Source organism: Bifidobacterium catenulatum subsp. kashiwanohense JCM 15439 = DSM 21854 (assembly GCF_001042615.1).
Lineage (GTDB): Bacteria > Actinomycetota > Actinomycetes > Actinomycetales > Bifidobacteriaceae > Bifidobacterium > Bifidobacterium catenulatum.
Genome location: NZ_AP012327.1, coordinates 675,729 through 697,767, shown reverse-complemented (window position 1 = coordinate 697,767; position 22,039 = coordinate 675,729). Strand labels below are relative to the sequence as shown.

The following is a 22,039-nucleotide window of genomic DNA, read 5'->3' as shown; positions in this document are numbered from 1 at the left end:
GACGAAGACTGCCGGAACGCGCCCAAAAACCATACGATTGTAGCCTCCCGTTGGTATCTTGTTAACCGTCAAGTTCACCAAACTATCTACCTCCCAAACACCAGGAAAGGCGAGTAATGGAGAAGTTGGAAAAGCTCTACGAGGGCAAAGCCAAGCAACTGTACGCAACTGACGATCCGGAGGTGCTCTGGGTCGAATACAAGAACTCCGCTACCGCAGGTGACGGCGAAAAGAAGGAAGACTTCGCCGGCAAGGGCAGGCTGAACAACCTCATCACCACGCTGATCTTCGATCTGCTCAAAAAGCGCGGTATCGACAGCCATCTGGTGGCCCGCGTGGGCGAAACCTCCCAGCTGGTCAAGAAGGTCACCATGTTCCCGCTCGAGATCGTGCTGCGTAACACCGCCGCCGGCCACTTCTGCTCTCGCTTGGGCGTGGAAGAGGGCATCGAGCTCAAGGAACCGGTGCTCGAGTACTTCCTGAAGAATGACGATCTGCACGATCCGTTCGTGAACGACGACGATCTGGTTGCGTTGGGCGTCTGCACCCGTGAGGATCTGGCTGAGATCGCGCCTCTCGCACGCCGCATCAATGAGGCCCTGATCGAGATCTTCGCCAAGATCGATGTCAAGCTTGTGGACTTCAAGATCGAAATGGGTCGTACCTCCGACGGCACCCTGCTGCTCGCCGACGAAATCACCCCGGATTCCTGCCGTCTGTGGGATCAACGTGATCATTCCGGCAAGGTGGAGCATCTCGACAAGGATCTGTTCCGCCGCGGCTTGGGCGACATCATCCCGGCCTACGAAGAGATCGAAAGCCGTTTGGCCGAGCTTGCCAAGTCTGAAGGCATTGAAGTAGCCGAATAATACTTGCGATAGCCCGCATCTGCAGTACAAACTCGGATACGGGCTTCATCGTTTTTGAAAATCTTACTTTTATCAATCTCACCAAGCCCCTCTTTCAAGGAGTCAACCATGGTTTTTCGCGTGTACGTGGAAAAGAAGCAGGGTTTTGATGTCGAGGCCAAGCAGCTCGCCAACGAGCTGAAGACCATTCTTGGCATCGCATCGCTGAAGAATGTACGTCTCGTCAATCGTTATGACGTGGAAGGCATCAGCGAGGAACTGTTCGCACAGGCCACCCCTACCGTGTTCAGTGAGCCGCAGGTCGATAATGTTTCCGCCGATTTGCCTGATTTCGGTTCTGATAATGTGTTCGCCGTGGAGTATCTGCCCGGTCAGTTCGACCAGCGTGCGGATTCCGCCAGCGAATGCATTCAGCTGATCTCCCAGGGCGAGCGCCCGACTGTCCGCTCCGCCAAGGTGTATGCACTTGAAGGCGAGCTGAGCGACGCCGACATCGCCGCCATTAAGCATTATGTGATCAACCCGGTCGAGGCCCGCGAAGCTTCGCTGGATACCAAGACCACGTTGAAGACTCAGGTGCCGGTACCGGGCAAGGTGGAGGTCATCGAAGGCTTCCGCACCATGAGCGACGCCGATCTTGAGCAGTTCATCGCCGACCGTGGCCTGGCCATGGATTTGGCTGATCTGCAGTTCTGCCGTGCTCACTTCACCGAGGAACAGCGTGATCCGACAATCACGGAAATCAAGGTGATCGACACATATTGGTCCGATCATTGCCGTCACACCACGTTCGGCACACAACTTGATGATGTGCAGATTGACGACGCGACCGTGCAGGCCGCATTCGATAAGTATCTTGAGATGCGTCACGAGCTTGGCCGCGACGAAAAGCCCGTATGCCTTATGGATATGGGCACCATCGGTGCGAAGTGGCTCAAGAAGAACGGTATTCTGAAGAATCTTGACGAATCCGAAGAAATAAACGCCTGCACCGTCAAGATGAAGGTTGATGTGAATGGCCATGATGAGGATTGGCTGTTCCTGTTCAAGAACGAAACCCACAACCACCCGACGGAAATCGAACCGTTCGGTGGTGCGGCAACCTGCATCGGCGGCTGCATCCGCGACCCGCTTTCCGGCCGTTCCTACGTGTATCAGGCCATGCGTGTAACCGGTGCTGCTGATCCGACCGTTCCTGTTTCCGAAACGCTTGAAGGCAAGCTTCCCCAGCGCAAACTGGTCACCACCGCCGCCGCCGGTTATTCCTCGTATGGCAACCAGATCGGTCTTGCCACCGGTCAGGTGGACGAGATCTACCACCCCGGATATGTGGCCAAGCGTATGGAGGTCGGTGCGGTTGTGGCCGCGACTCCGGCAGATCATGTGCGCCGCGAAACCCCCGCTCCGGGCGACAAAGTCATCCTGCTCGGCGGTCGTACCGGCCGTGACGGCATTGGTGGTGCCACCGGCTCATCCAAGGCTCACAATGTTGAGTCTCTGGAGCTTGACGGTGCCGAGGTGCAGAAGGGCAATGCTCCCGTCGAACGTAAGCTGCAGCGTCTGTTCCGCCGCGGTGACGCGTGCCGTCTGATCAAGCGCTGCAACGATTTCGGCGCTGGTGGCGTATCCGTGGCGGTCGGCGAGCTGGCTGACGGCCTGTATGTTGATCTCAACAAGGTTTCGAAGAAGTACGAAGGCCTGGACGGCACCGAACTGGCGATTTCCGAATCTCAGGAACGTATGGCTGTGGACGTGGCCGCCGAAGATGTGGACGAGTTCCTGAGCTACGCCAAGGAAGAGAATCTCGAGGCCGAAGTCATCGCGACAGTGACCGAAGAGCCGCGCATGACGATGGTGTGGAACGGCGACACGATCGTGGATCTGTCCCGCGAGTTCCTCGCTTCCAACGGTGCTCCGAAGCATCAGGTGGTGCATGTCGAGGCGCAGCACAGCTACGCCACCCCGTGGGCTTCCGGTTCCTTGTCTGATCGCATGCATGCCATGCTCACCGATCTGAACGTGGCTTCCAACAAGGGTCTTTCCGAGCGTTTCGACTCCACCATCGGCGCAGGCACCGTACTCATGCCGTTCGGCGGGCGTAAGCAGCTGACCCCGAACATGGCCATGGTCGCCAAGCTGCCTGTGTTCGGCGAGACCACCACCGCCTCCGCGATGGCTTGGGGTTTCAACCCGTTCATTATGGAGCAGAACCAGTTCACGGGCGCTTATCTGTCTGTGGTCGAATCTCTCTCGAAGCTGGTGGCCGCCGGTTTCGAACATGAGAAAGCGTATCTGAGCTTCCAGGAATACTTCGAGAAGCTGCGCGACGAGCCGGAGCGTTGGGGCAAGCCGATGGCCGCCGTACTGGGCGCTCTGATGGCTCAGGTGGATCTAGGCGCTGGCGCAATCGGCGGCAAGGACTCCATGTCCGGTACGTTCGAACAGCTGGACGTTCCGCCGACCCTGATCTCCTTCGCCGTGGCGGTGGGCAACATGAAGCGTGCCACTTCCCCAGAGTTCAAGGGCGCTGGCCACCGTGTGATCCGCATCGCGCCGCGTTATCAGGCCGACGGCCTCACACCGGACAAGGATTCGCTGCTGGAGGTGTTCTCCGCAGTCGAGGAGCTCACCGATTTCGGCGATGCTTTGGCTGTGTCCACGCCGGGCTATGGCGCGACCGCCGAGGCAATCTTCAAGATGACGGTCGGCAACCAGATTGGCGTGAAGCTGGCCAACGGCATTACCGTAGACGACCTGTTTGTTCCATCCTACGGCTCCTTCATCATCGAGCTTGCGGACAACGCGAAGGTTCCGGCTGTGTCCAACCTGGTCGAGGTCAGCGAGGTCGGCAAGACTACCGAGGCCTACCAGTTCGTGGCAGCCGGTGAGACGCTTGATCTGGCCGAACTGCAGGACGCTTGGGAGGGCGGCATCGAATCCGTGTTCCCGTACCGTTCCAAGGGCGACGAGAAGGGCAAGACCGTTGAGACTGTGTTCTTCGAAGCTCCAAAGAAGACCGTGTACACCGGCACCGGTGTCGCCAAGCCGCATGTGATCATTCCTGTGTTCCCCGGCAACAACTGCGAATACGATTCCGCAGCCGCTTTCGAGCGTGCGGGTGCCGACGTGAGCACGCTCATCGTGAACAACCTCACCCCTGCTGCTGTGGCTGAGTCCACCGCAGCTTTGGTTGAGGAAATCAAGAAGAGCCAGATCATCATGATTCCTGGCGGCTTCTCCGGCGGCGACGAGCCGGATGGTTCCGCCAAGTTCATCACCGCGTTCTTCCGCGCTCCTGCCGTTACCGAAGCGGTGCGTGACCTGTTGAACAACCGTGATGGTCTGATGCTCGGTATCTGCAATGGTTTCCAGGCGCTGATCAAGCTTGGCTTGGTGCCGTACGGCGATATCGTGCCGATGACCGCCGAATGCCCGACGCTGACGTTCAACACCATCGGCCGCCACCAGAGCCGCTTGGTGCGCACCCGTGTTGCTTCGAACCTGTCTCCGTGGCTTTCCAAGACTTCCGTTGGAGACATGCACACCATCGCCATTTCCCATGGTGAAGGCCGTTTCGTGGCTTCCGATGACGTGCTTGAACAGCTCAAGGCCAACGGCCAGATCGCCACGCAGTATGTGGACGAGGCCGGCGTGCCTGGCATGGATCTGGGCGTGAACCCGAACGGTTCGTTGCTGGCCATTGAAGGCATCACCAGCCCGGACGGCCGCGTGTTTGGCAAGATGGGCCACTCCGAGCGTTACAGCAACGGCACGTTCGTGAACGTGCCCGGCGAGAAGGATCAGCCGCTGTTCGCAGCCGGCGTGGAGTACTTCACCGCCTGATCCGCGATCGCATCCATAAAAGCGTTCTGATGGAAAGGGGATGTTTGGCTCGTTCGGATTTTCTTCCGAATGAGCCAAACATCCCCTTTCCATACATCACCGGAAACAATCCTTCCACACACTGGAGGAATCGGTACTCCGAAAGACCCGCCAGCGGGGCAATCCTTCCATTGACTGGAGTTTTCCGGACTCTAAAAGACCTGCCAGCGGGATGATCCCTCCAGTCACTGGAGAAATCAGGACTTTAAAAGGCATGTCAGAGGGCTATATCTTCCAGTGACTGGAGTTTTCCAGACTCTAAACTGCTCATCAGCGGGAATATTCCTCCACTCACTGGAGGAATCGGTACGCTAAAAGACCCGCCGGAGAACCATATCTCCCAACGTGTGGAAGAATCCAGACGTTAAGCCATCTTCTGACGTACTGATTTTTCCAGTGACTGGAGTTTTCCAGACTCTAAGACGACCATCCTGCTCTTTCAGAGAAGCAAGGTTCGTTATCTATAAGCACGTTATGCCGTTTCTTGCTCTGATTTATCTATTGTCTATCTTTCCTTGAAGAAAATGAACAGGTGACGTTCTTTGATCACAAGTGTGCACGCTAACGTCCCCAAAAAGTATGACGCGCATCCGGTGATGGATGGACATAAGGCGGCAAGCAACACCTGCTGTCTATCTATTGCATCAATGTACTGTATGACTGCCATATCAGCCAGGGAAATGGTAATCACAGCAGCTATCAAGATGATAAGAAGAGATTCGATACATATCTGCAGCAATAGGGCGACTTTGGATACCCCACAATGTAAGGCAGACGCAATTCCCAGACGCCGTATACGTATTATCGCGTAGCCCAAAGCGAATCCCACACATGCCGCCATTGCTGGGAGCATTTTAGATGTGCGAGCGCGATATAGGGATTGCCCGTCAAATATTGTTCCCAAAGATGAATTAAGCTGTCCCAATGTTATTGAACTATTCTTGTCGGATTTTGCCGATGGTGTGAGAACCGACCAAATCGCACTCTGTGTAGAGTCCGTTTGCGGCCAAACACTGACCCAGCATGAATCAAATGTTCCAGCGGAAGCAGTAGGTGAGAGAATCGCATACGAATACCCTGGAGTGCGACCGTCATCAGGATACGCATAAGTTCCTCGAATACGAGCGTGCCTGCCATCCTTCAAAGCAAGTTCATTGCCCGCTTGAAGCCCCAACGTCTTCGCAAGTTCGTCTGAAATAAGAACGCCCTGTGATTCGGTATGTTCCCTCGCATGAAGTACTTGTGCGAAACCAGCCGTGACAGTATAGCTAGGAATCTTGGTGTCGGGAAGCGCTGATGCGATCAGCTGATCACTTTCCCTGATTGCTCCGGACGCCTGCACGTCATTGAGTTCGGACAGATGCTCGCAGGCCTGGCCGTCCACGCCTCCTTCGGCACTGAGAACCATGATATTCCCACCTGAGGCCTTGTATTGGCTGGCTTGGCGGAGAATATTCGCCGATGTCAGGATTTCGAAAGACGAAGATCCGACCGTAAGAAAGGTAAGCACTAGAATCGCAAGAACGCAATGTGAGGAACCATTGAGTATATTGCGCCACGCTTCGGAACAAATGGAAGATAGTTTCATTGGAAAAACTCCAGATTGATGATGTCGGTGCATGCATCACGAGTTCGGGAATCATGAGTGGCAACGACGACAATGGTGTCGAATTGCGCGATACGGGCTAATGCGTCGCTAACTGTTGCGGCGGTGCGGATATCAAGTTGCGCAGTAGGCTCATCAACCAGCATCAATGAGGGATGTGATATAACAGCACGGGCAAGCATAAGACGCTGAGCCTCACCACCGGAGAGTTCAGAAAACCGATGATTGCGCAAGCCTTCCAATCCAAAACGGCGCAGCAGGGGGATTGCTTCGCGCTCGGCCTGCGCGCGGGTGAGTCCTCTGGCGAGCAGAGGAAGTACAACGTGATCCAATACAGTACGTTGCGGCGTGCCATATGGATTTTGAAACACCCATCGCATCGATATCACGTTCTGTGCGATAACGTTACCGTTTGCTGGTCGTATCCAGCCTGCGAGGATGCCCAGCAATGTCGATTTTCCCGATCCGCTAGGGCCGGTAAGCGCATAGACATGACCGGGAATAAGAGTCGCATTCAAATCATGAAACAGCCATGGCCCATCGCTGTAACGGTGTCCGATATGGTCTAGTTCAATGCGCATCACAGCTTGTCTTTCTTGGATTCGCTTGGATGCTAGACGGAGGCTTGCCGGTCAATGTAATCAACGTACGCCCCAAGGAACTGCCGACGACGTGAATTTTCCTGACAGTTCCCTTGCCGCTGACAACGCAACCGTCTGACTGTGTAAGTCCGACAAGCGATTCTGCGGGAACTGAGTACACGTCAATCGCCTGTTTGAGACGATAGCTCACGGAGACATCAGTGGTTTGTTCACCATCCTTGCGGTTTCCCGTATATCCGTCCCAAGAGTTCATTGCTTGGAGGGCTTCCTGATCGGTTATATTGCCATCATCATCTATGGGATATTCCCAACCCTTGATTTCGACAACACGTTCACCAGCCAGGCGATCTGTCGGCAGGGCTGTCGCCTTAATAGACAGAATTCCTTCAACGGTTGTGAATGCTGCCGTGACGGAATCGTCGGATACGGTCGACCCTAACTTGGCGATGCAGCCTGTGGTGGCCAAGCTTTCAGCGGGAATCCAAATCACAAGTGTTCTATCGAATGTCTTCTCCTGAACGACTCCACCATATTCAGCATAGAGTCGACGCCAGGCGTCCCATGTGTTCCAATCGAAGATTCCTGTTTGTGACGTTCCATACCCAAGCCGTATCAATTCATTTTGCAAAGCTTCGACATCGGAGCCTTTATCCCCGAAGGAAAGATCCCGATATAGCGGCGTTTCCGTGTACAGAGTCACCAATGGAGTTCCATCCATATCATATTCCCGCGATCCTGAAGTGATTATGCCGTCTGTTGGACATACGACCTGTGTGATCTGTCCGGTTTTCCCGAACGATATGTTTTGCGCCTGTGATGAGGAAACCTTTACCGTTATGGTGCGTTCATCATCAAAATGCTCGGTGCTTAGAGGGAGATTGCCAGTATTTGACGATGGCTTAAGTGACGTTGGCGTGCTGGAATGAGTAAGGCCAAAGGCAAGTCCGGCACCGGCGCAGAGACATGCGACCATGCACATGACTATGAATCCCACACTTCGGGTTTTGCATGCTTTGATGAACGTAGAAAATATGGAAGTACGCATTATCTCACTTATTCGGGTTTGCCAAGCATTGAGAGAATAATTCCGAACTGGTATCTAGCTTCGAACTGCCGTCTGGCTTGGCGGATTCCGTCAAATAATCCTGTTTGGTAAACGATTCTGGTACTAGTTTCTTACGTTTCAAGCAGCTTACGATCAGCTCGATTTCATCGGAATTCGAAGGATTGGTGGCCATTCGTTCGTAAAGATCGCGAATCAACAGATTCGTTCCCTCGGCGCAGGCGATACTATCCGAATTCACCTTGTCGGAATCGTAATTCTGATCATCAACATTCATGCTTTCCTGCATCAGACCGGTGGACTGATCCGTGCTGAACGTTATCGGATCTCCTTTGGCAATCATGCATTGCTGATATTTTTCGTTGGCTTCACGGTAATCTGAATCGCTGATTTTCCCTGTTTTGATTGCTTTCTTGAGTACCTGTTTTTCAAAGTCACTGGTAGCTGATTGCAATGCCTGCTTCAACTGCGATTCGTACGATGTGGCTGTTTCAGAGTTTTCAGAAGAAGACGAAGATGCATCATGGTTTGCTGCATTTGTTGAGCAAGCACTCAATGGCAGCAAAAAACAAATGACTGCAGACGCCAGAATGATTCGTGGTGATTTAGACATAATACGTGTTCTTTCCTTTGATATAGAGGCACTTGTGCAACGAGTTGATTCGTGAAAGTGCCCCTCTCAAAAAACTTATGAAACTGCCATTACTTCAGCAGTCCACGTGCATACCAGCTGGAACCATTTGAGGCAGATGCGTAGGCGTATCCGTGTTTCCACCCGTTGTAGTAAACCACCCGCTTTCCGTTGATAACACGTCCGACTTCGGCACGAGCATAACCCCCATTGCCTACGGTAGCCATAGCAGGAGCCGTGAGCCCAGCCACTCCGGTGCATGCGACTATGATGCTGAGCGCGCCTGTTGCGATTTTTCTGTTGATATTCATTCTTCTTCCTTTTCTGTTTTTGGAGGAGGAATGCTCCACCTTTTCAGCAATATAGGGAGTTGCTTGTGGCGCAATGTGTTTTTGCCTTGAAGCTGACGGAATCTGACCTATTCCTGACTTTGCTGGCTATGACTGCTAAGGTGTGAGTCACAGTAAGAAGGGTGGTAGCTGTGCGCATTCTGATTGTGGAAGACAACGCGAATCTGGCTGATGTCATCAAACATGGGATTAAGCATGGAAGGCTTACAGACCAAAGCTGTGTATGACGGACGCGATGCCGTCGAAGAATTAAATAATGGCGGATACGATATGGTCATTCTGGACCGAGATCTTCCGGGAATACATGGTGATGATATAGCTCGAATGCTTAGCGAGAGACACGATTCCACATATGTTTTGATGCTTACTGCATCCTCACAGATAGAGGATATTGTTCAGGGCTTGAACCTCGGTGCCGATGATTACCTGACAAAGCCTTTTGACTATGCCGTTTTGTTGGCAAGAGTCAATGCGGTACGACGCAGAAGAAGTCTAAGTAGCGATTCGGTATTCCATCGCGGAGCATTCAAGGCGGATCTTCATACGGGTATCGTCACGGTCGATGGACGCCGCCTGAGGTTCGGGGCTAGGGAGCTTGCTGTGCTGAAAGTATTGATAGAAGCGAATGGGGGTGTAGTGAGCACGGAAAGTCTGTACACGGGAATATGGCATGATGACCATGCTCATACTCGGGGAATCGTTAAGACCACCATTTATGCGTTGAGAACGAAAATCGGGATTCCTGATTTCATTGAGACTATTCCAGGGCAGGGGTATCGGATTCCATGAAGAAGATGAAAGGAAATGTACGTTTCCGATGGTCTACGCGGAGAAGACTCGTCATAATCATCATGTCCGTATTCGTTGCATTGACGGTAGTCGTTTCCGTGGCAACGTTCATTATTGTCGACCAGCAAATCGATACGGTAACCATAGGGCGCTTCACACCAGAGCATGTCGCTGATGAACAGTACCAACAGCAGGATTCCGCCGGACCACCTTCCGGTGAGGCGTATGTCTTGACTGGGAAAGACTCTCACGCGAATGGATTCGCTGTCACAGCTTCCCGCGGCAACGACACAGCTCGTAATCTGCTGCTTCTCACCAGCGTGGTGCCGATTCTGATATTCGGAGCCCTATCGGCCATAGCTGCTTGGAGCATATGCACTCGTTCGCAACGCAGGATTGATACGGTCGCGCAACAGATACGAACTTCAGATTCTGACTTGTCTCGGCATCCCATACATATTTCCGAAGAAAACGATGCCGCATCTGTAATAGCCAGCGCATACAATGACGCGATCGATGATGTCAATGCGGTCATCGCGAGAGAAAAACGCTTCATAGCTAACGCATCGCATGAACTCAAAAATCCACTGGCAGCGACCTCCGCCGCACTGGAGATACCTATGCATAACGGATTGTTGGACGCAAAGACTCTTCCCTTCGTCGAGAAGGCTCTAGCGTCCAACAAATCGTGTATCGCCTTGGTTGGTAGTCTTTTAAATCTGGCTAAAGTGCAACAGTTGGAACAAGAAGGGACGTCCGAAATTGCCGTAGACACCGTTGTTGAGGAAGTCCTTGAAAAGAATCTTGACGGAGGAATTCCAGAGGATATAACTGTGCATAAACAGTTGGAAGCTGTTCGAATACATGGTGATCCACTGCTGTTTACCCAACTTGTGAAGAATCTGATGCTCAATGCCATACAGCATAATGTGGATGGCGGGACGATATGGGTGTCAGTCAGGAAAACCCTTGAATCAGATGGTCATATGATGACGCTTGAGATTGAAAACACTGGAGAGAGCCTGCAAAACATGAATCTTGATAACCTGTTCACACCGTTCAACAAAGGCAGAAATAGCAGAATCATGGAGCACGGCTTTTCGGTGGGAACGGCGCAAACAATCGAAAACCACGGTCTGGGATTATCTATCGCCAAGGAAATCGTATCACTGCATGATGGGCGGATACAGCTTCATGCCAGAAAAGATGGTGGGCTTCGTGTTGTTGTCAGCATTCCGGTATCAGCGTAAGTCGGAACGGAAAGCAAACGCAGGAATCAAGACTCTAAGCCGACCATTAGCGGGGTAATTCTTCCACTGACTGGGAAAGAGATGTTACGATACTTGATTGTCTATACAGTTCGGGCTTTCCGACTGATATTTTTTGCCAGCCAACCGACGAATCACAGCAACTGGTGGCCTGCTAGGCAGAGAGGTAGCCTTCGGAGAGATTGACGGGGGTATTGGCGCGTTCTACTGCTTCGTTGGAATGGGTGGCGGTTTGTTTGATGATGTCATCGTAGCCGGTGAGAGCGGCGAAAGGCATGAATTGCGCGGCACGGTTGTGCATGCTCATGTGCGGGCGCGTGCGCGAGCGATGATGAGGCAAGTTGATGATGTCATCGTAACGGTCGGTTTGCTGCAAACTCATGCTGCATGACCTCCAATCTGTCGGTTGCGCTGTTGACCTGTGGCATCAGCGAACATGTCCATCCCTTTGATGACGGCGTTTTTGCCGAACTTGCGTTTGATGTCAAGAATCGTCTGCTGCACATGCTGTTCGGAAATCTCATCGACAACCTGCATATCGTCAGCGTAGGAAGACCGCGCGTTGTTATCGACGTTATCACTGCAATCGTTGCTATCGCTTCCATTTGAGACTTCCTGCATATCCGAAAACAGATCAGGTTGAACGTAATTCGCTACAGCATCCCGCTCAGCCAGCTGTTCGACCGTTTGCAAATCAGAAGCAACCACATTCAATCGGCGTACCAACAGCCGATGATCGACGATTCTGCAGAACAATTCGTCAACCGCATCACAGATGCGCGTGGTGGATGACGTATGGTCGCCCAGACCAATCGACCCTGTAGCCGGCTTGGGTACACGCCGACCATACCTATCAAGAGTTACGGGACCGCTATATTCGGCAATGGCTCGCTCAGCTATCGCCTTCAATTCCGGAGTGTCACACTCCCCTAGCCGCTTTGGATCAAGACTGGCGGTATCGTAACCGACCATCAACCCCATATGGCCGGCCTTCACACCTTTGGTAACCAAGTCCAAAGACAAGGTGTCCGCCATTTCTCTCACAATCAGCCTCGCCGAGTCAAAACCGACCGCGCCCGTAAGCACCTGCCCCGAACTCATACTATGACCAGCTGGCTTATACGCTTTGATGTCGGCGATGGTGCACGGCTCCCAACCCCACGCATGGTCGATAAGCAGTTCGGCGTTCACACCGAACATCTTGTACAACAGACCCTCGTTGTAATATTCGTCGACACGACCGATGGAACACCTAGCCACATCGCCCATTGTCATTAGACCTTGGGCTTCGAGCTTCTTCGCATACCCTCGTCCCACACGCCAGAAATCAGTCAACGGCCTGTGCGCCCATAACAGCCGGCGATACGACACCTCATCCAATTGCGCGATACGCACGCCATCCTTATCCGCGGAAATATGCTTGGCGACCACATCCATAGCCACTTTCGCCAAATACATATTCGTACCGATACCGGCCGTTGCGGTGATACCCGTCTCCCGGAGAATCTGCTGAATCATTTCACGGGCCATATCATGCGCGCTTTTGCCATAGGCACGAAGATAGCCGGTAACATCCATGAACACTTCGTCCACCGAATAGACATGAATATCAGCTTCGGACACATACCTTAGGTATATGCCGTAGATCTTCGCACTGACGTTGAGATAATGCGACATTCGCGGCTTGGCTATATACACGCCAGCAGCCAGATTCGGATCTGCTGCGAGCGCGTTCGCATCATACGATTCACCTCTCAGCGCACCGCCCGGCGCTGCCGCCCGCCGTGCCGCATTGACTTCTTTAAGCTTCGCCTTGACCTCAAAAAGCCTTGCCCTGCCAGGCAAGCCATACGCTTTGAGCGATGGCGACACCGCAAGACAGATGGTTTTGTCGGTACGAGATTGATCAGCCACCACCAGATTCGTGGAAAGTGGGTCGAATCCGAGTTCCGCACATTCCGAAGACGCATAGAAGGATTTCAGATCGATTGCAATATAAGTACGTTCAGCCATCGCCAGTCTCCTTCCATGATTGACATCACTCTGAAGCGGCAAACAACCACTTCAGCTTTCCTGCGCTCATTTTCCACATTCAGCATATCAGAGAGTTCGAACAATTGTTCGACATATCCGACATGCCAAGTGCCACCTAAAGACTCCCCGGAAGCCGCCGCTTGTAGCCTCCGGTTGGTAGGGTTGAACGGTAGCGAATCCCTTGTCTCCATGGTTTTGGAAGGAGCTTTGGCTTGTCAGCTGAACTCGAAGACATCCACGAGGAATGCGGTATTTTCGGCGTTTGGGGCCACCCGGACGCCGCCCGACTCACCTACTTCGGCTTGCACGCGTTGCAGCATCGCGGTCAGGAGGGTGCCGGCATTGTCTCCAACGATAATGGTCATCTCATCGGTCATCGCGGAACGGGTCTGTTGACCCAGGTGTTCAGCGACGAGCGAGAAATCGAACGCCTGAAAGGAGACAGGGCGATTGGCCATGTGCGCTACGCCACTGCCGGCTCTGGCGGCACCGACAACATTCAGCCGTTCATCTTCCGTTTCCATGATGGAGATATGGCCCTGTGCCACAACGGCAACCTCACCAACTGCCCGTCCCTGCGCCGCAAGCTGGAGGACGAAGGTGCAATCTTCCACTCCAATTCCGACACCGAAGTGCTTATGCACCTCATCCGCCGTTCCACAAAGCGCACTTTCATGGACAAGCTTAAGGAATCGCTCAATACCGTGCACGGCGGCTTTGCCTATCTGATCATGACCGAGAACGCCATGATTGGCGCGCTCGATCCGAACGGCTTCCGTCCGCTCTCCCTTGGCAAAATGAAGAACGGCGCATATGTGCTCGCTTCCGAAACCTGCGCGCTCGACATTGTCGGCGCCGAACTGGTTCGCAACATCCGCCCGGGCGAAATCGTGGTCGTGGATGATCACGGATACAAGATCGTGCAGTACACGAACCAGACCCAACTGGCCATCTGCTCGATGGAATTCATCTACTTCGCACGCCCGGATTCCGATATTTACGGCGTGAACGTGCATTCCGCCCGCAAGCGTATGGGTGCGCGTCTGGCCCAAGAATCGCCGGTCGATGCCGATATGGTCATTGGCGTGCCGAATTCCTCGCTGTCCGCGGCCTCCGGCTATGCGGAAGAAGCCGGTCTGCCAAACGAGATGGGCCTGATCAAGAACCAGTATGTGGCTCGAACCTTCATCCAGCCGACGCAGGAACTGCGCGAGCAGGGCGTGCGTATGAAGCTTTCCGCCGTTCATAGCGTGGTCAAAGGCAAGCGTGTGATCGTTATCGACGATTCCATCGTGCGCGGCACCACGTCCAAGCGCATCGTGCAGCTGCTCAAGGAAGCCGGTGCTGCCGAAGTGCATATGCGTATCAGCTCGCCGCCGCTGAAGTATCCATGCTTCTATGGCATTGATATTTCCACCACCAAGGAACTGATCGCCGCAAAGAAGTCCGTTGAAGAAATTCGCGATTTCATCGGCGCCGATTCCCTGGCCTTCCTTTCGCTTGACGGCTTGGTCGATTCCATTGGTCTAGGAGCGGACGCCCCGTATGGAGGTCTGTGCGTAGCCTACTTCAATGGCGACTACCCGACCGCACTCGACGATTATGAAAGTGATTTTTTGAAGTCCCTCACTCCTGAAGATCGCGTGCGTCTGCCTGAATTCGCCTTGTATAAGAGCAAGTACGAGGGCAACGAATACACCACTACTTCATCCCAAGAAGAACACTGAACCCGAGAAAGGTTTGATATGCCAAAAGCATATGAGGAAGCCGGCGTAAGCGTCGAAGCCGGTTATGAAGTCGTCAAGCGCATCAAGTCCCATGTGGCGCGCACCAACCGTCCGGGCGTAGTCGGCGGTATCGGCGGCTTCGGCGGCCTGTTCGATCTGGCTTCCCTCGGATACAAGGAGCCGGTGCTGATTTCCGGCACCGATGGCGTCGGCACCAAGCTGGTCGTTGCCAAGATGTCCAACAAGCACAACACCATCGGCATCGACTGCGTGGCCATGTGCGTCAACGATATTGCCGCTCAGGGTGCGGAACCGTTGTTCTTCCTGGATTACATCGCCTGCGGCAAGAACGATCCAGCACTGCTCGAGCAGGTTGTGGCTGGCGTTGCCGACGGCTGTGTACAGGCTGGTTCCGGTCTGATCGGTGGCGAAACCGCTGAAATGCCGGGCATGTATGACGAAGACGAGTACGATCTGGCTGGTTTCGCGGTCGGCGTTGCCGAGAAGTCCGCAATCGTGGACGGCTCCACCATCGCTGAAGGCGATGTACTCATTGGCTTGCCGTCCACCGGCGTGCATTCCAATGGCTTCTCTCTGGTACGCAAGGCCCTGTTCGAGAAGGCCGGCTACACGGTCGACACCGTACTTGACGAACTTGATGGCGAAAAGCTCGGCGACGTGCTCCTTACCCCGACGAAGATCTATGTGAAGGCTCTTTCCCCGCTATTCAAGGCCGGCGTGGTCAAGGGCGTCGCCCATATCACCGGCGGCGGCTTCATCGAAAACATTCCGCGTATGATTCCGGACGGCTTGGCTGCGCACATCAATCTCGGCTCTTGGCCGGTGCTGCCGATTTTCGATGTGCTCGAGAAGGCCGGCGAAATCGATCATATGGAAATGTTCAACATCTTCAATATGGGTATTGGCATGGTGCTGGCAGTCAACGCCGAAGATGCTGATAAGACCATGGAATTGCTCAAGTCCAATGGCGAAGCCGGTTATGTGCTCGGCAATATCGTCAAGAAGACCGATAGCGACGTCGAACTGCAGTAAATGCATATACGGGGGTGAGCCATAACGGCCACCCCCGTATATTTCCAAAGACTTTCCTGAACATAGGATTTTCCCAGAAGGGACATAACAGGAGGAAACATGAAGGTTCTGGTCATCGGTTCCGGCGCACGCGAGCATGCCATCGCTCATGCGCTTATGCGTGGCGGCAGCGTCAGCGAAGTCACAGTGGCTCCGGGCAATCCAGGTATGGAACTTGACGGCATCCGCATCACGCAGATCAACCCGTCCAATCATGCCGCGCTGATTGATTTCGTAAAGAACAACGGCTATGACTGGGTGTTCGTCGGTCCGGAAGTGCCGCTTATCGAGGGTATCGTTGACGATTTCGCTCAGGCTGGCATCAAGGCGTTCGGTCCGAGCAAGGCCGCCGCACAGATCGAGGGGTCCAAGGATTTCGCCAAGCAGCTGATGGAGCGTCACAGCATTCCGACCGCAAAGTATCAGACATTCGGCGATTTGGAGCGTTCCACGACTTATGTTCGTGAGCATGGCGCTCCGATTGTGATCAAGGCTGATGGTTTGGCCGCCGGCAAGGGCGTGACCGTTGCCATGGATGAGGAAACCGCCATCGCCGCTCTTGAAGACATTTTCGTCGATCATCGTTTCGGCAACGCCGGTGCGAAGGTTGTTATCGAGGACTTCCTGGAGGGTCAGGAGTTCTCACTGATGAGCTTTGTGAACGGCACTGATTTCTGGCCAATGCCGATTTCGCAGGATCATAAGCGCGCATATGATGGCGATAAGGGTCCGAATACCGGTGGCATGGGTGCATACAGCCCGGTTCCGCAGATCGGTCAGGATGTGGTTGATACCGCTATTGAAACCATTGTAAAGCCGACCGTTCAGGCTATGGCTGATGAGGGAACGCCGTTCACTGGCATTCTGTACGCTGGCTTGATTGCCACCGCTGACGGTCCGAAGGTCATCGAGTTCAATGCTCGTTTTGGCGATCCGGAAACGGAAGTCGTGCTGCCGAAGCTCACGTCTGATCTCGGCGCTGGCATCAGCGCTCTGCTCAATGGCGAGACTCCGGAATTCACTTGGGATAACGACAATGCCACGCTTGGTGTGGTGCTCGCCGCCGACGGCTATCCTGTCGATGTGATCAAGGGCGCTGCGATTCCTGAGATTCCAGTCGACGAGGATTCCCACGTGTATTACGCTGGCGTGGCTCGTAGCGAAGAAGGCCTGGTTGCCAATTCCGGTCGCGTGCTGCTGGTCGAGACTTCTGCCGCCGATATTAAGACCGCTCAAGACAAGGTGTATGCGATTATCGACAAGCTCGACACCAAGGGCATGTTCTACCGTCACGACATTGGCGCCAAGGCATTGAACAACTGATTGACGTAAAACCAAGCTTGCATACATGAAGCTTGCATAATAATAAAAACGTTCCTGCGTACGCATCGGGCAATCGCAGAAACGTTTTTATTATTGGGAAAAATAGGGAACGGGTTCGTTCATCAAACAAGAAGGAGATTTGATGAACGAACCCGTTCTAATCGCACAACACAAGCAAGCTTATATTGATTACTTCTGTTCACCCGGCTTCGGAATGAGCAGGGATGCGCAGAACGCAAGACCCAGCAGAATTATGCCGCTGACCATGGCTGCGATATAGCCGCTGGTCGCGCCGATGACCGCCACATAGCGAGGCGGCGTGAGCACATAGCCTTTGCCCTGAATGTATCCCTTCTTCATCAGGTTAGAGATATGCGCGGCCACACCGGAACGGGTGATGCCGCACCATTCAGCCAACTCGTTTTGGCTGATCATCGGATTCTGCTCGATCTTCTTCAGAATCTGTCGTTCGCGTTCGGTAAGTGCCATATCATTCCCCTTTCAGCACCTTTCAGTGTATGGCATCGGGAATATAGCCGCTTGCCGATCTTCGAAGATTGCGGCATTCAGTGCCTCCAATCCGTTCAACCTACAAAGACTACTGTCTCTCTGAATCCATATCCCGCCATAAGACCGACAATAGTACGCCAATCAAAGTCGTCTCAATCGTCATCATCAATCTCATTCAATGACACCCAGCAATGCTGAATATGGTGGATAGCCGACTGCATTACAACTGATATAGAGCAGGGGCCGCCCCATACGGAAGCAGCCCCTAGCTATGCCCAAGAAAAACAGTCACTCCGCATAATGATGGAAGACGCCCTTGAGCATGGCAGCAAAGGCGTCACGATCCACCTTCATGCCGACCCTGCACTTCGGCTCACGAGGATCGTCCTCTGGCTCGATAACAGTCTGCCCACTGTTCTCAGCATTATCGCCGTCCTCAACGTACACGTATCGCTCATCGTATTCAATCAGGTCTGGATTGATCACTGATGCGACAGCTACCGCGTCATGAATGACACTGTTGTCCGAGCCAGGCAGATGACTTTGCCGCTCGGAGAACGTGGCCAACTCATGGAGCATCTTCGAGGGACGTGAATCGCCACCAATAGCGAGCATCTCCTGAAAATCAGCTTCGGTCAGCGCCGCCGCATGCGTGATATTCAAACCAATCATCTCAACGGGCAGCTGGGCAAACACCTCACGAGCCGCCGTCGGATCGATGAATACGTTGAATTCGGCAAATTTAGTGATGTTACCGAATGTGCCACCGCCCATGATGCAGAAACGGTTGATGTACTTCGGCAGATCCGGGTGATGCTGCAATGTCAGCGCGATATTGGTAAGCGGACCGGTGGCGAACAAAATCAAACGCCCTTCGGCTTTGATTGCTTCCTCGTAGATCACATCCCATGCCGGCTTGGGGTCAGGCTCAATTGACGGGGGGTCGAACACCACGTCGCCTACACCGGAAGCCCCATGAATAGACGAAGCATCACGATCGTACGCCTTGCGCAACGGTTTTTCTGCGCCGAACGCCACACGACAGTCAATACCCAATGTATCTGCTAGACACAATGCGTTATGCCGGGTAAGCCTAGCAGGCACATTGCCTTCGACGGCCGTGATGGCCACAATGTCGAAGCCTGGATGAGCATGAGCCATGGCGATGGCATAGCTGTCGTCGACGCCTGGATCACAATCGATGATGATGGGGGTTGTACTAGTCATATGGATCTCCTTTGATGAGTGACTTGGTTGACAATTAGTTAACAGGACGGTTGGTAGAGAACTATCGATTGGCCATTGACCGGCGTTTCGGAATATCTACGGGTATACACGCATTTTCTCAAATCCGCCACAGGCGACGATGAAGAACCGTCCATACCACTGCAAACGCGGCGATAAGGGCGAATACCAGAAATAACGTGGTGGCATTTACAGCAGAGAAAGGACGTGCGGCAATATATCCGCCGAACACGGCAATGCCCACCGAGCCTCCACCTTGCAGAGCAAGATCGTTCATGCCGACACCACGGCCATATTCTTCCGGACCCAACGCATCAAGTACCGTGGACGATACCGGCGAATACAGCATGGCCATACCGATATAGAACACCGCGAGGGAAGCACCTACAGCAACCATGCTCACACCGGATGCGAATGCCATGGCCACCAGACCCACCACCATCAACGTGCATCCGAGCACAATGGCGGCAAATCTGCCAATATGCCCCGCTATGCGCCCTGACAGCGCACCGGAGCAGGCGGCCAGCAGCAATGGCACCAACATGACCAGCGCTACCTGAAAGGCCCCCATGCCGTATACTTCACCGCCGAGTGCATTCAGCAGCGGACTAATTGCAAAATTGATGAAATAGATGATGACGATAGTGAGCACGGCAGTAGCCCATCGCCTATTCGTGAAGAACGAGGTGGTCATAAACGGCTCACGCGTCTTGGCGATATATACAACAAACAGGATGAACAACGCCACGGACACTGCGACCATCCACCATTGCGATAGCGAGAAGAACAAGGTGAGAAATAGGATGCCTGCACCAAATAACGCGAACCCTGGCACATCGACATGCGCTCCGGTTCCCATGTCAGGAAGATTCCTCATCAGAACCGGCAGAGTGAACAATCCCAGCAGCGGCACTAAGAACATCAGCGACCAGTCGATCGATCCAAGCCAGCCACCGATGAGCACACCGGCAGCCGTTCCCAGCTGATAGGAGGCGGTAAACAGGCCGAACCACAGCAGTTTCTCCCCCGGTTTAAGGTATCGAGCCACGATAACCAAATATGCAGAGCCAGCGGTTTGGAATCCCACGGTCTGCACCACGCGGAACACAATCACCCACCACAGGGATCCATGAAGGAGAAACCCGCCTATGGACCCTGCGGCCAGCACCATAATGCCAATGACAGTCATCCTGCGCAGGGAAATGAAATCACCGAGTGAACCGAACACAAAACATACAATGCCTAAGACGACTCCGGGGATGGCCGTGATCAGTGAAGCGGATGCCCCAGCATCCAAATCGGCACCAATCTCATGGAACACTAAGTTGAACGCGTGAATAGCGAGCGTGCCCAAAAGATAGACAAACAGCAATGGAAACAGCGTCTTACGAGCTTTGGCACTGACTGCGGCAACATCGACAGCAGTGTCAGACTCTTCGGAAGCGGTATCGGGAACATTGTGTGCCGTGGAAGTGATGTCGCTCATATGATGTCCTTTCCGTCAAACCAATCAGTACGGATCTTGGAAGAACGAATACGGGAAACCGACATGAATTGGAATCACGAGTGCAGCGAAATGAATCCGGCCACCGGAATCAGGAATTTCGGCGGCCGAATCACAATGCTCAGGAGGAGGAATCCCAAGCACAATCGGTTTGTGTCTTACCAGACGAACAGACCGACAATGGCGGCGGACAGGCAGGAGACGAGGATGCCGGCAAGGAGCATACGACCCACCTGCTTGGAGATTGCATCATTCTTCTCCTTATCGACGATGCCCTTGAAGCAGCCGATGACCATACCTAAGGTGGAGAAGTTGGCGAAGGAGGTGATGAACACGGTGAGTACTGCCTTGTAGTGCTCAGCATAGGTGGCGATATCACCAGTGATCTGGCCCATGACCACGAATTCATTGGTCACAAGCTTAAGCCCCATGAGCTCAGACATCGACCATGCAGTACTCGGGTCAAGACCGAAGAGTAGCGCCGGGATGTACATGATTACGCCAAGGATGGATTCGAGGGAAAGGTGCTCCCAAATCATGCCCAGGAAAGCATCGATGAGTCCTGCAAGCGCCACGAAGGCAATGACATTGGCAGTGATAATAAGCACCAGCTTGCCGGCGCCGAGAATAGAGTCGCCGAGGAAGGAGAAGAACGGCTCCTTCTTCGGAGCTGCAGGATCCTTGTGATAGAGCTGCTTATACCACGGCATCGCGTTGTACTTGGCGATGGCGGCCTCCTTCTTGGCACGCTCCTCATCGCTCAGGCCTTCGAAGACATCCGCCTCGGAATCAGCAAGACCATAGATGACGTCCTCTTCCGGAGTGACCTCCACAGGATAGAGCATGTGAGAAACGATAAGGGCGTTGATGCAGTTCAACGGGATGGCGGTGATGACATATTCGCCAGGGACCATCTGAATATAGGAACCGACAATAGCGGCAGTGATGCAGCTCATCGACATCATGGCGAGCACTACATTACGTCCTGCCTTCATGCGCTGAAGCTGAATCTTGGAGACAGCCAGAGCCTCGGTGTTGCCCAGGAACATCATCTCGACCGCATAGAAGGTCTCAAACTTCGGACGGCGGGTGATGAAGCTCAGACCACGGCCGATCCATTTGATGACCCATGGGAGCAAACCAATGTAAGTCAGGATATCGAACAGCGGGACAATCAGGAGAATAGGCAACAACGCCGAAGCGATGAAATTGACCGGGGACGGGTCAACGCCATTGGCCCCAACCCAGTTCGCAAGAGCGAAATTAATGCCTTTATAGGAGATATTGACGATCCAGGCAAAGCCGTCGGCAGCCGCCTTGACTACGGCACGACCGGCTTCGAAGCTAGTCAGCAAGAAGGCAATGACGAGGTTGAGGACAACCATGCAGCCAACCGACTTCCATTTGATGTCCTTACGATTATTGGAGAATACCCAACCTACGGCAAGGAAGACCAGCAGGCCGAGGATGTTGATGGCAAGATACATGGGAGGGTACCTTTCTTATGGTTTATGTTCTTGTGTGATGTCTAATATCGGACTTCA

General features: G+C 53.5%; 19 protein-coding genes. 8 read left to right on the top strand and 11 right to left on the bottom strand.

Annotated features, from left to right (window positions below):
- Positions 1–116 precede the first annotated feature (116 nt).
- Together purC and BBKW_RS02975 are read left to right on the top strand one after the other, a co-directional pair.
- On the top strand, positions 117–869 hold the full coding sequence (gene purC / locus BBKW_RS02980) for a phosphoribosylaminoimidazolesuccinocarboxamide synthase (protein ID WP_033501332.1): 753 nt from the start codon (positions 117–119) through the stop codon (positions 867–869).
- A gap of 108 nt (positions 870–977) precedes the next feature.
- The gene (locus BBKW_RS02975) at positions 978–4,712 is read left to right on the top strand and encodes a phosphoribosylformylglycinamidine synthase (protein ID WP_033501333.1); all 3,735 of its coding nucleotides are present in this window, start codon (positions 978–980) and stop codon (positions 4,710–4,712) included.
- Positions 4,713–5,256: 544 nt separating this feature from the next.
- Here BBKW_RS02975 and BBKW_RS02970 read toward each other — a convergent pair.
- The 4 genes from BBKW_RS02970 to BBKW_RS02955 all read right to left on the bottom strand — a co-directional run bounded on the left by BBKW_RS02970 (position 5,257) and on the right by BBKW_RS02955 (position 8,488).
- Positions 5,257–6,339, bottom strand: coding sequence for a hypothetical protein (locus BBKW_RS02970; protein WP_033501334.1), 1,083 nt, complete (start codon positions 6,337–6,339; stop codon positions 5,257–5,259).
- A complete protein-coding gene (locus BBKW_RS10065; RefSeq protein WP_034255067.1) occupies positions 6,336–6,938 on the bottom strand; it encodes an ABC transporter ATP-binding protein in 603 nt (200 codons plus the stop codon). Before BBKW_RS10065 ends, BBKW_RS02970 begins: the two co-directional genes overlap by 4 nt.
- Positions 6,928–7,932: a peptidoglycan-binding domain-containing protein gene (locus BBKW_RS10670; protein ID WP_231858511.1), complete on the bottom strand. Its 1,005-nt coding sequence runs from the start codon at positions 7,930–7,932 to the stop codon at positions 6,928–6,930. The genes BBKW_RS10065 and BBKW_RS10670 overlap by 11 nt, the downstream gene beginning before the upstream one ends.
- A gap of 76 nt (positions 7,933–8,008) precedes the next feature.
- Positions 8,009–8,488 carry a hypothetical protein gene (locus BBKW_RS02955; protein WP_033501336.1) on the bottom strand — a complete coding sequence of 160 codons (480 nt, stop codon included), beginning with the start codon at positions 8,486–8,488 and terminating at the stop codon, positions 8,009–8,011.
- A gap of 16 nt (positions 8,489–8,504) precedes the next feature.
- On the opposite strand from BBKW_RS02955, the gene BBKW_RS10435 reads away from it, so the two are divergent.
- Positions 8,505–8,690, top strand: a complete 186-nt coding sequence (locus tag BBKW_RS10435; protein ID WP_128832374.1) for a hypothetical protein — start codon at positions 8,505–8,507, stop codon at positions 8,688–8,690.
- Positions 8,691–8,724: 34 nt separating this feature from the next.
- Here the strand turns inward: BBKW_RS10435 and BBKW_RS02950 are convergent, their stop codons facing one another.
- Positions 8,725–8,964 carry a hypothetical protein gene (locus BBKW_RS02950; protein ID WP_033501337.1) on the bottom strand — a complete coding sequence of 80 codons (240 nt, stop codon included), beginning with the start codon at positions 8,962–8,964 and terminating at the stop codon, positions 8,725–8,727.
- Between the two features lie 234 nt (positions 8,965–9,198).
- On the opposite strand from BBKW_RS02950, the gene BBKW_RS02945 reads away from it, so the two are divergent.
- Together BBKW_RS02945 and BBKW_RS02940 are read left to right on the top strand one after the other, a co-directional pair.
- Positions 9,199–9,792, top strand: a complete 594-nt coding sequence (locus BBKW_RS02945; RefSeq protein WP_231858510.1) for a response regulator transcription factor — start codon at positions 9,199–9,201, stop codon at positions 9,790–9,792.
- A 62-nt stretch (positions 9,793–9,854) separates the two neighbouring features.
- The gene (locus tag BBKW_RS02940) at positions 9,855–11,042 is read left to right on the top strand and encodes a sensor histidine kinase (RefSeq protein ID WP_033501388.1); all 1,188 of its coding nucleotides are present in this window, start codon (positions 9,855–9,857) and stop codon (positions 11,040–11,042) included.
- A gap of 172 nt (positions 11,043–11,214) precedes the next feature.
- On the opposite strand, the gene BBKW_RS02935 is transcribed toward BBKW_RS02940, so the two are convergent.
- The gene (locus tag BBKW_RS02935; protein ID WP_033501338.1) at positions 11,215–11,442 is read right to left on the bottom strand and encodes a hypothetical protein; all 228 of its coding nucleotides are present in this window, start codon (positions 11,440–11,442) and stop codon (positions 11,215–11,217) included.
- The gene (locus BBKW_RS02930; protein WP_033501339.1) at positions 11,439–13,073 is read right to left on the bottom strand and encodes a Y-family DNA polymerase; all 1,635 of its coding nucleotides are present in this window, start codon (positions 13,071–13,073) and stop codon (positions 11,439–11,441) included. Before BBKW_RS02930 ends, BBKW_RS02935 begins: the two co-directional genes overlap by 4 nt.
- A 233-nt stretch (positions 13,074–13,306) precedes the next feature.
- Between BBKW_RS02930 and purF the strand changes: the two genes are divergently transcribed.
- From purF to purD, 3 genes are all read left to right on the top strand, one after another.
- Complete coding sequence (gene purF, locus BBKW_RS02925) at positions 13,307–14,821, top strand: amidophosphoribosyltransferase (protein WP_033501340.1); 1,515 nt, start codon at positions 13,307–13,309, stop codon at positions 14,819–14,821.
- A gap of 18 nt (positions 14,822–14,839) precedes the next feature.
- The gene (gene purM, locus BBKW_RS02920) at positions 14,840–15,874 is read left to right on the top strand and encodes a phosphoribosylformylglycinamidine cyclo-ligase (protein WP_033501341.1); all 1,035 of its coding nucleotides are present in this window, start codon (positions 14,840–14,842) and stop codon (positions 15,872–15,874) included.
- A gap of 99 nt (positions 15,875–15,973) precedes the next feature.
- On the top strand, positions 15,974–17,236 hold the full coding sequence (purD, locus tag BBKW_RS02915) for a phosphoribosylamine--glycine ligase (protein ID WP_033501342.1): 1,263 nt from the start codon (positions 15,974–15,976) through the stop codon (positions 17,234–17,236).
- A gap of 189 nt (positions 17,237–17,425) precedes the next feature.
- On the opposite strand, the gene BBKW_RS02910 is transcribed toward purD, so the two are convergent.
- The 4 genes from BBKW_RS02910 to BBKW_RS02895 all read right to left on the bottom strand — a co-directional run bounded on the left by BBKW_RS02910 (position 17,426) and on the right by BBKW_RS02895 (position 21,982).
- Positions 17,426–17,725 (bottom strand): winged helix-turn-helix transcriptional regulator, encoded by a 300-nt coding sequence (locus BBKW_RS02910; protein ID WP_033501343.1) that lies wholly within the window; start codon positions 17,723–17,725, stop codon positions 17,426–17,428.
- Positions 17,726–18,034: 309 nt separating this feature from the next.
- On the bottom strand, positions 18,035–18,973 hold the full coding sequence (locus BBKW_RS09845; protein ID WP_051920288.1) for a nucleoside hydrolase: 939 nt from the start codon (positions 18,971–18,973) through the stop codon (positions 18,035–18,037).
- Between the two features lie 118 nt (positions 18,974–19,091).
- The gene (locus BBKW_RS02900) at positions 19,092–20,477 is read right to left on the bottom strand and encodes an MFS transporter (protein WP_048349500.1); all 1,386 of its coding nucleotides are present in this window, start codon (positions 20,475–20,477) and stop codon (positions 19,092–19,094) included.
- 176 nt (positions 20,478–20,653) lie between these two features.
- Positions 20,654–21,982 (bottom strand): NupC/NupG family nucleoside CNT transporter, encoded by a 1,329-nt coding sequence (locus tag BBKW_RS02895; protein WP_033501344.1) that lies wholly within the window; start codon positions 21,980–21,982, stop codon positions 20,654–20,656.
- Positions 21,983–22,039: the final 57 nt, after the last annotated feature.

Excerpts from the sequence above, each read along its gene's own strand:
- purC (WP_033501332.1), top strand. The coding sequence starts at position 117 with ATGGAGAAGTTGGAAAAGCTCTACGAGGGCAAAGCCAAGCAACTGTAC.
- BBKW_RS02975 (WP_033501333.1), top strand. The coding sequence starts at position 978 with ATGGTTTTTCGCGTGTACGTGGAAAAGAAGCAGGGTTTTGATGTCGAG.
- BBKW_RS02970 (WP_033501334.1), bottom strand. The coding sequence starts at position 6,339 with ATGAAACTATCTTCCATTTGTTCCGAAGCGTGGCGCAATATACTCAAT.
- BBKW_RS10065 (WP_034255067.1), bottom strand. The coding sequence starts at position 6,938 with ATGCGCATTGAACTAGACCATATCGGACACCGTTACAGCGATGGGCCA.
- BBKW_RS10670 (WP_231858511.1), bottom strand. The coding sequence starts at position 7,932 with ATGGTCGCATGTCTCTGCGCCGGTGCCGGACTTGCCTTTGGCCTTACT.
- BBKW_RS02950 (WP_033501337.1), bottom strand. The coding sequence starts at position 8,964 with ATGAATATCAACAGAAAAATCGCAACAGGCGCGCTCAGCATCATAGTC.
- BBKW_RS02945 (WP_231858510.1), top strand. The coding sequence starts at position 9,199 with ATGGAAGGCTTACAGACCAAAGCTGTGTATGACGGACGCGATGCCGTC.
- BBKW_RS02940 (WP_033501388.1), top strand. The coding sequence starts at position 9,855 with ATGTCCGTATTCGTTGCATTGACGGTAGTCGTTTCCGTGGCAACGTTC.
- BBKW_RS02935 (WP_033501338.1), bottom strand. The coding sequence starts at position 11,442 with ATGAGTTTGCAGCAAACCGACCGTTACGATGACATCATCAACTTGCCT.
- BBKW_RS02930 (WP_033501339.1), bottom strand. The coding sequence starts at position 13,073 with ATGGCTGAACGTACTTATATTGCAATCGATCTGAAATCCTTCTATGCG.
- purM (WP_033501341.1), top strand. The coding sequence starts at position 14,840 with ATGCCAAAAGCATATGAGGAAGCCGGCGTAAGCGTCGAAGCCGGTTAT.
- purD (WP_033501342.1), top strand. The coding sequence starts at position 15,974 with ATGAAGGTTCTGGTCATCGGTTCCGGCGCACGCGAGCATGCCATCGCT.
- BBKW_RS02910 (WP_033501343.1), bottom strand. The coding sequence starts at position 17,725 with ATGGCACTTACCGAACGCGAACGACAGATTCTGAAGAAGATCGAGCAG.
- BBKW_RS09845 (WP_051920288.1), bottom strand. The coding sequence starts at position 18,973 with ATGACTAGTACAACCCCCATCATCATCGATTGTGATCCAGGCGTCGAC.
- BBKW_RS02900 (WP_048349500.1), bottom strand. The coding sequence starts at position 20,477 with ATGAGCGACATCACTTCCACGGCACACAATGTTCCCGATACCGCTTCC.
- BBKW_RS02895 (WP_033501344.1), bottom strand. The coding sequence starts at position 21,982 with ATGTATCTTGCCATCAACATCCTCGGCCTGCTGGTCTTCCTTGCCGTA.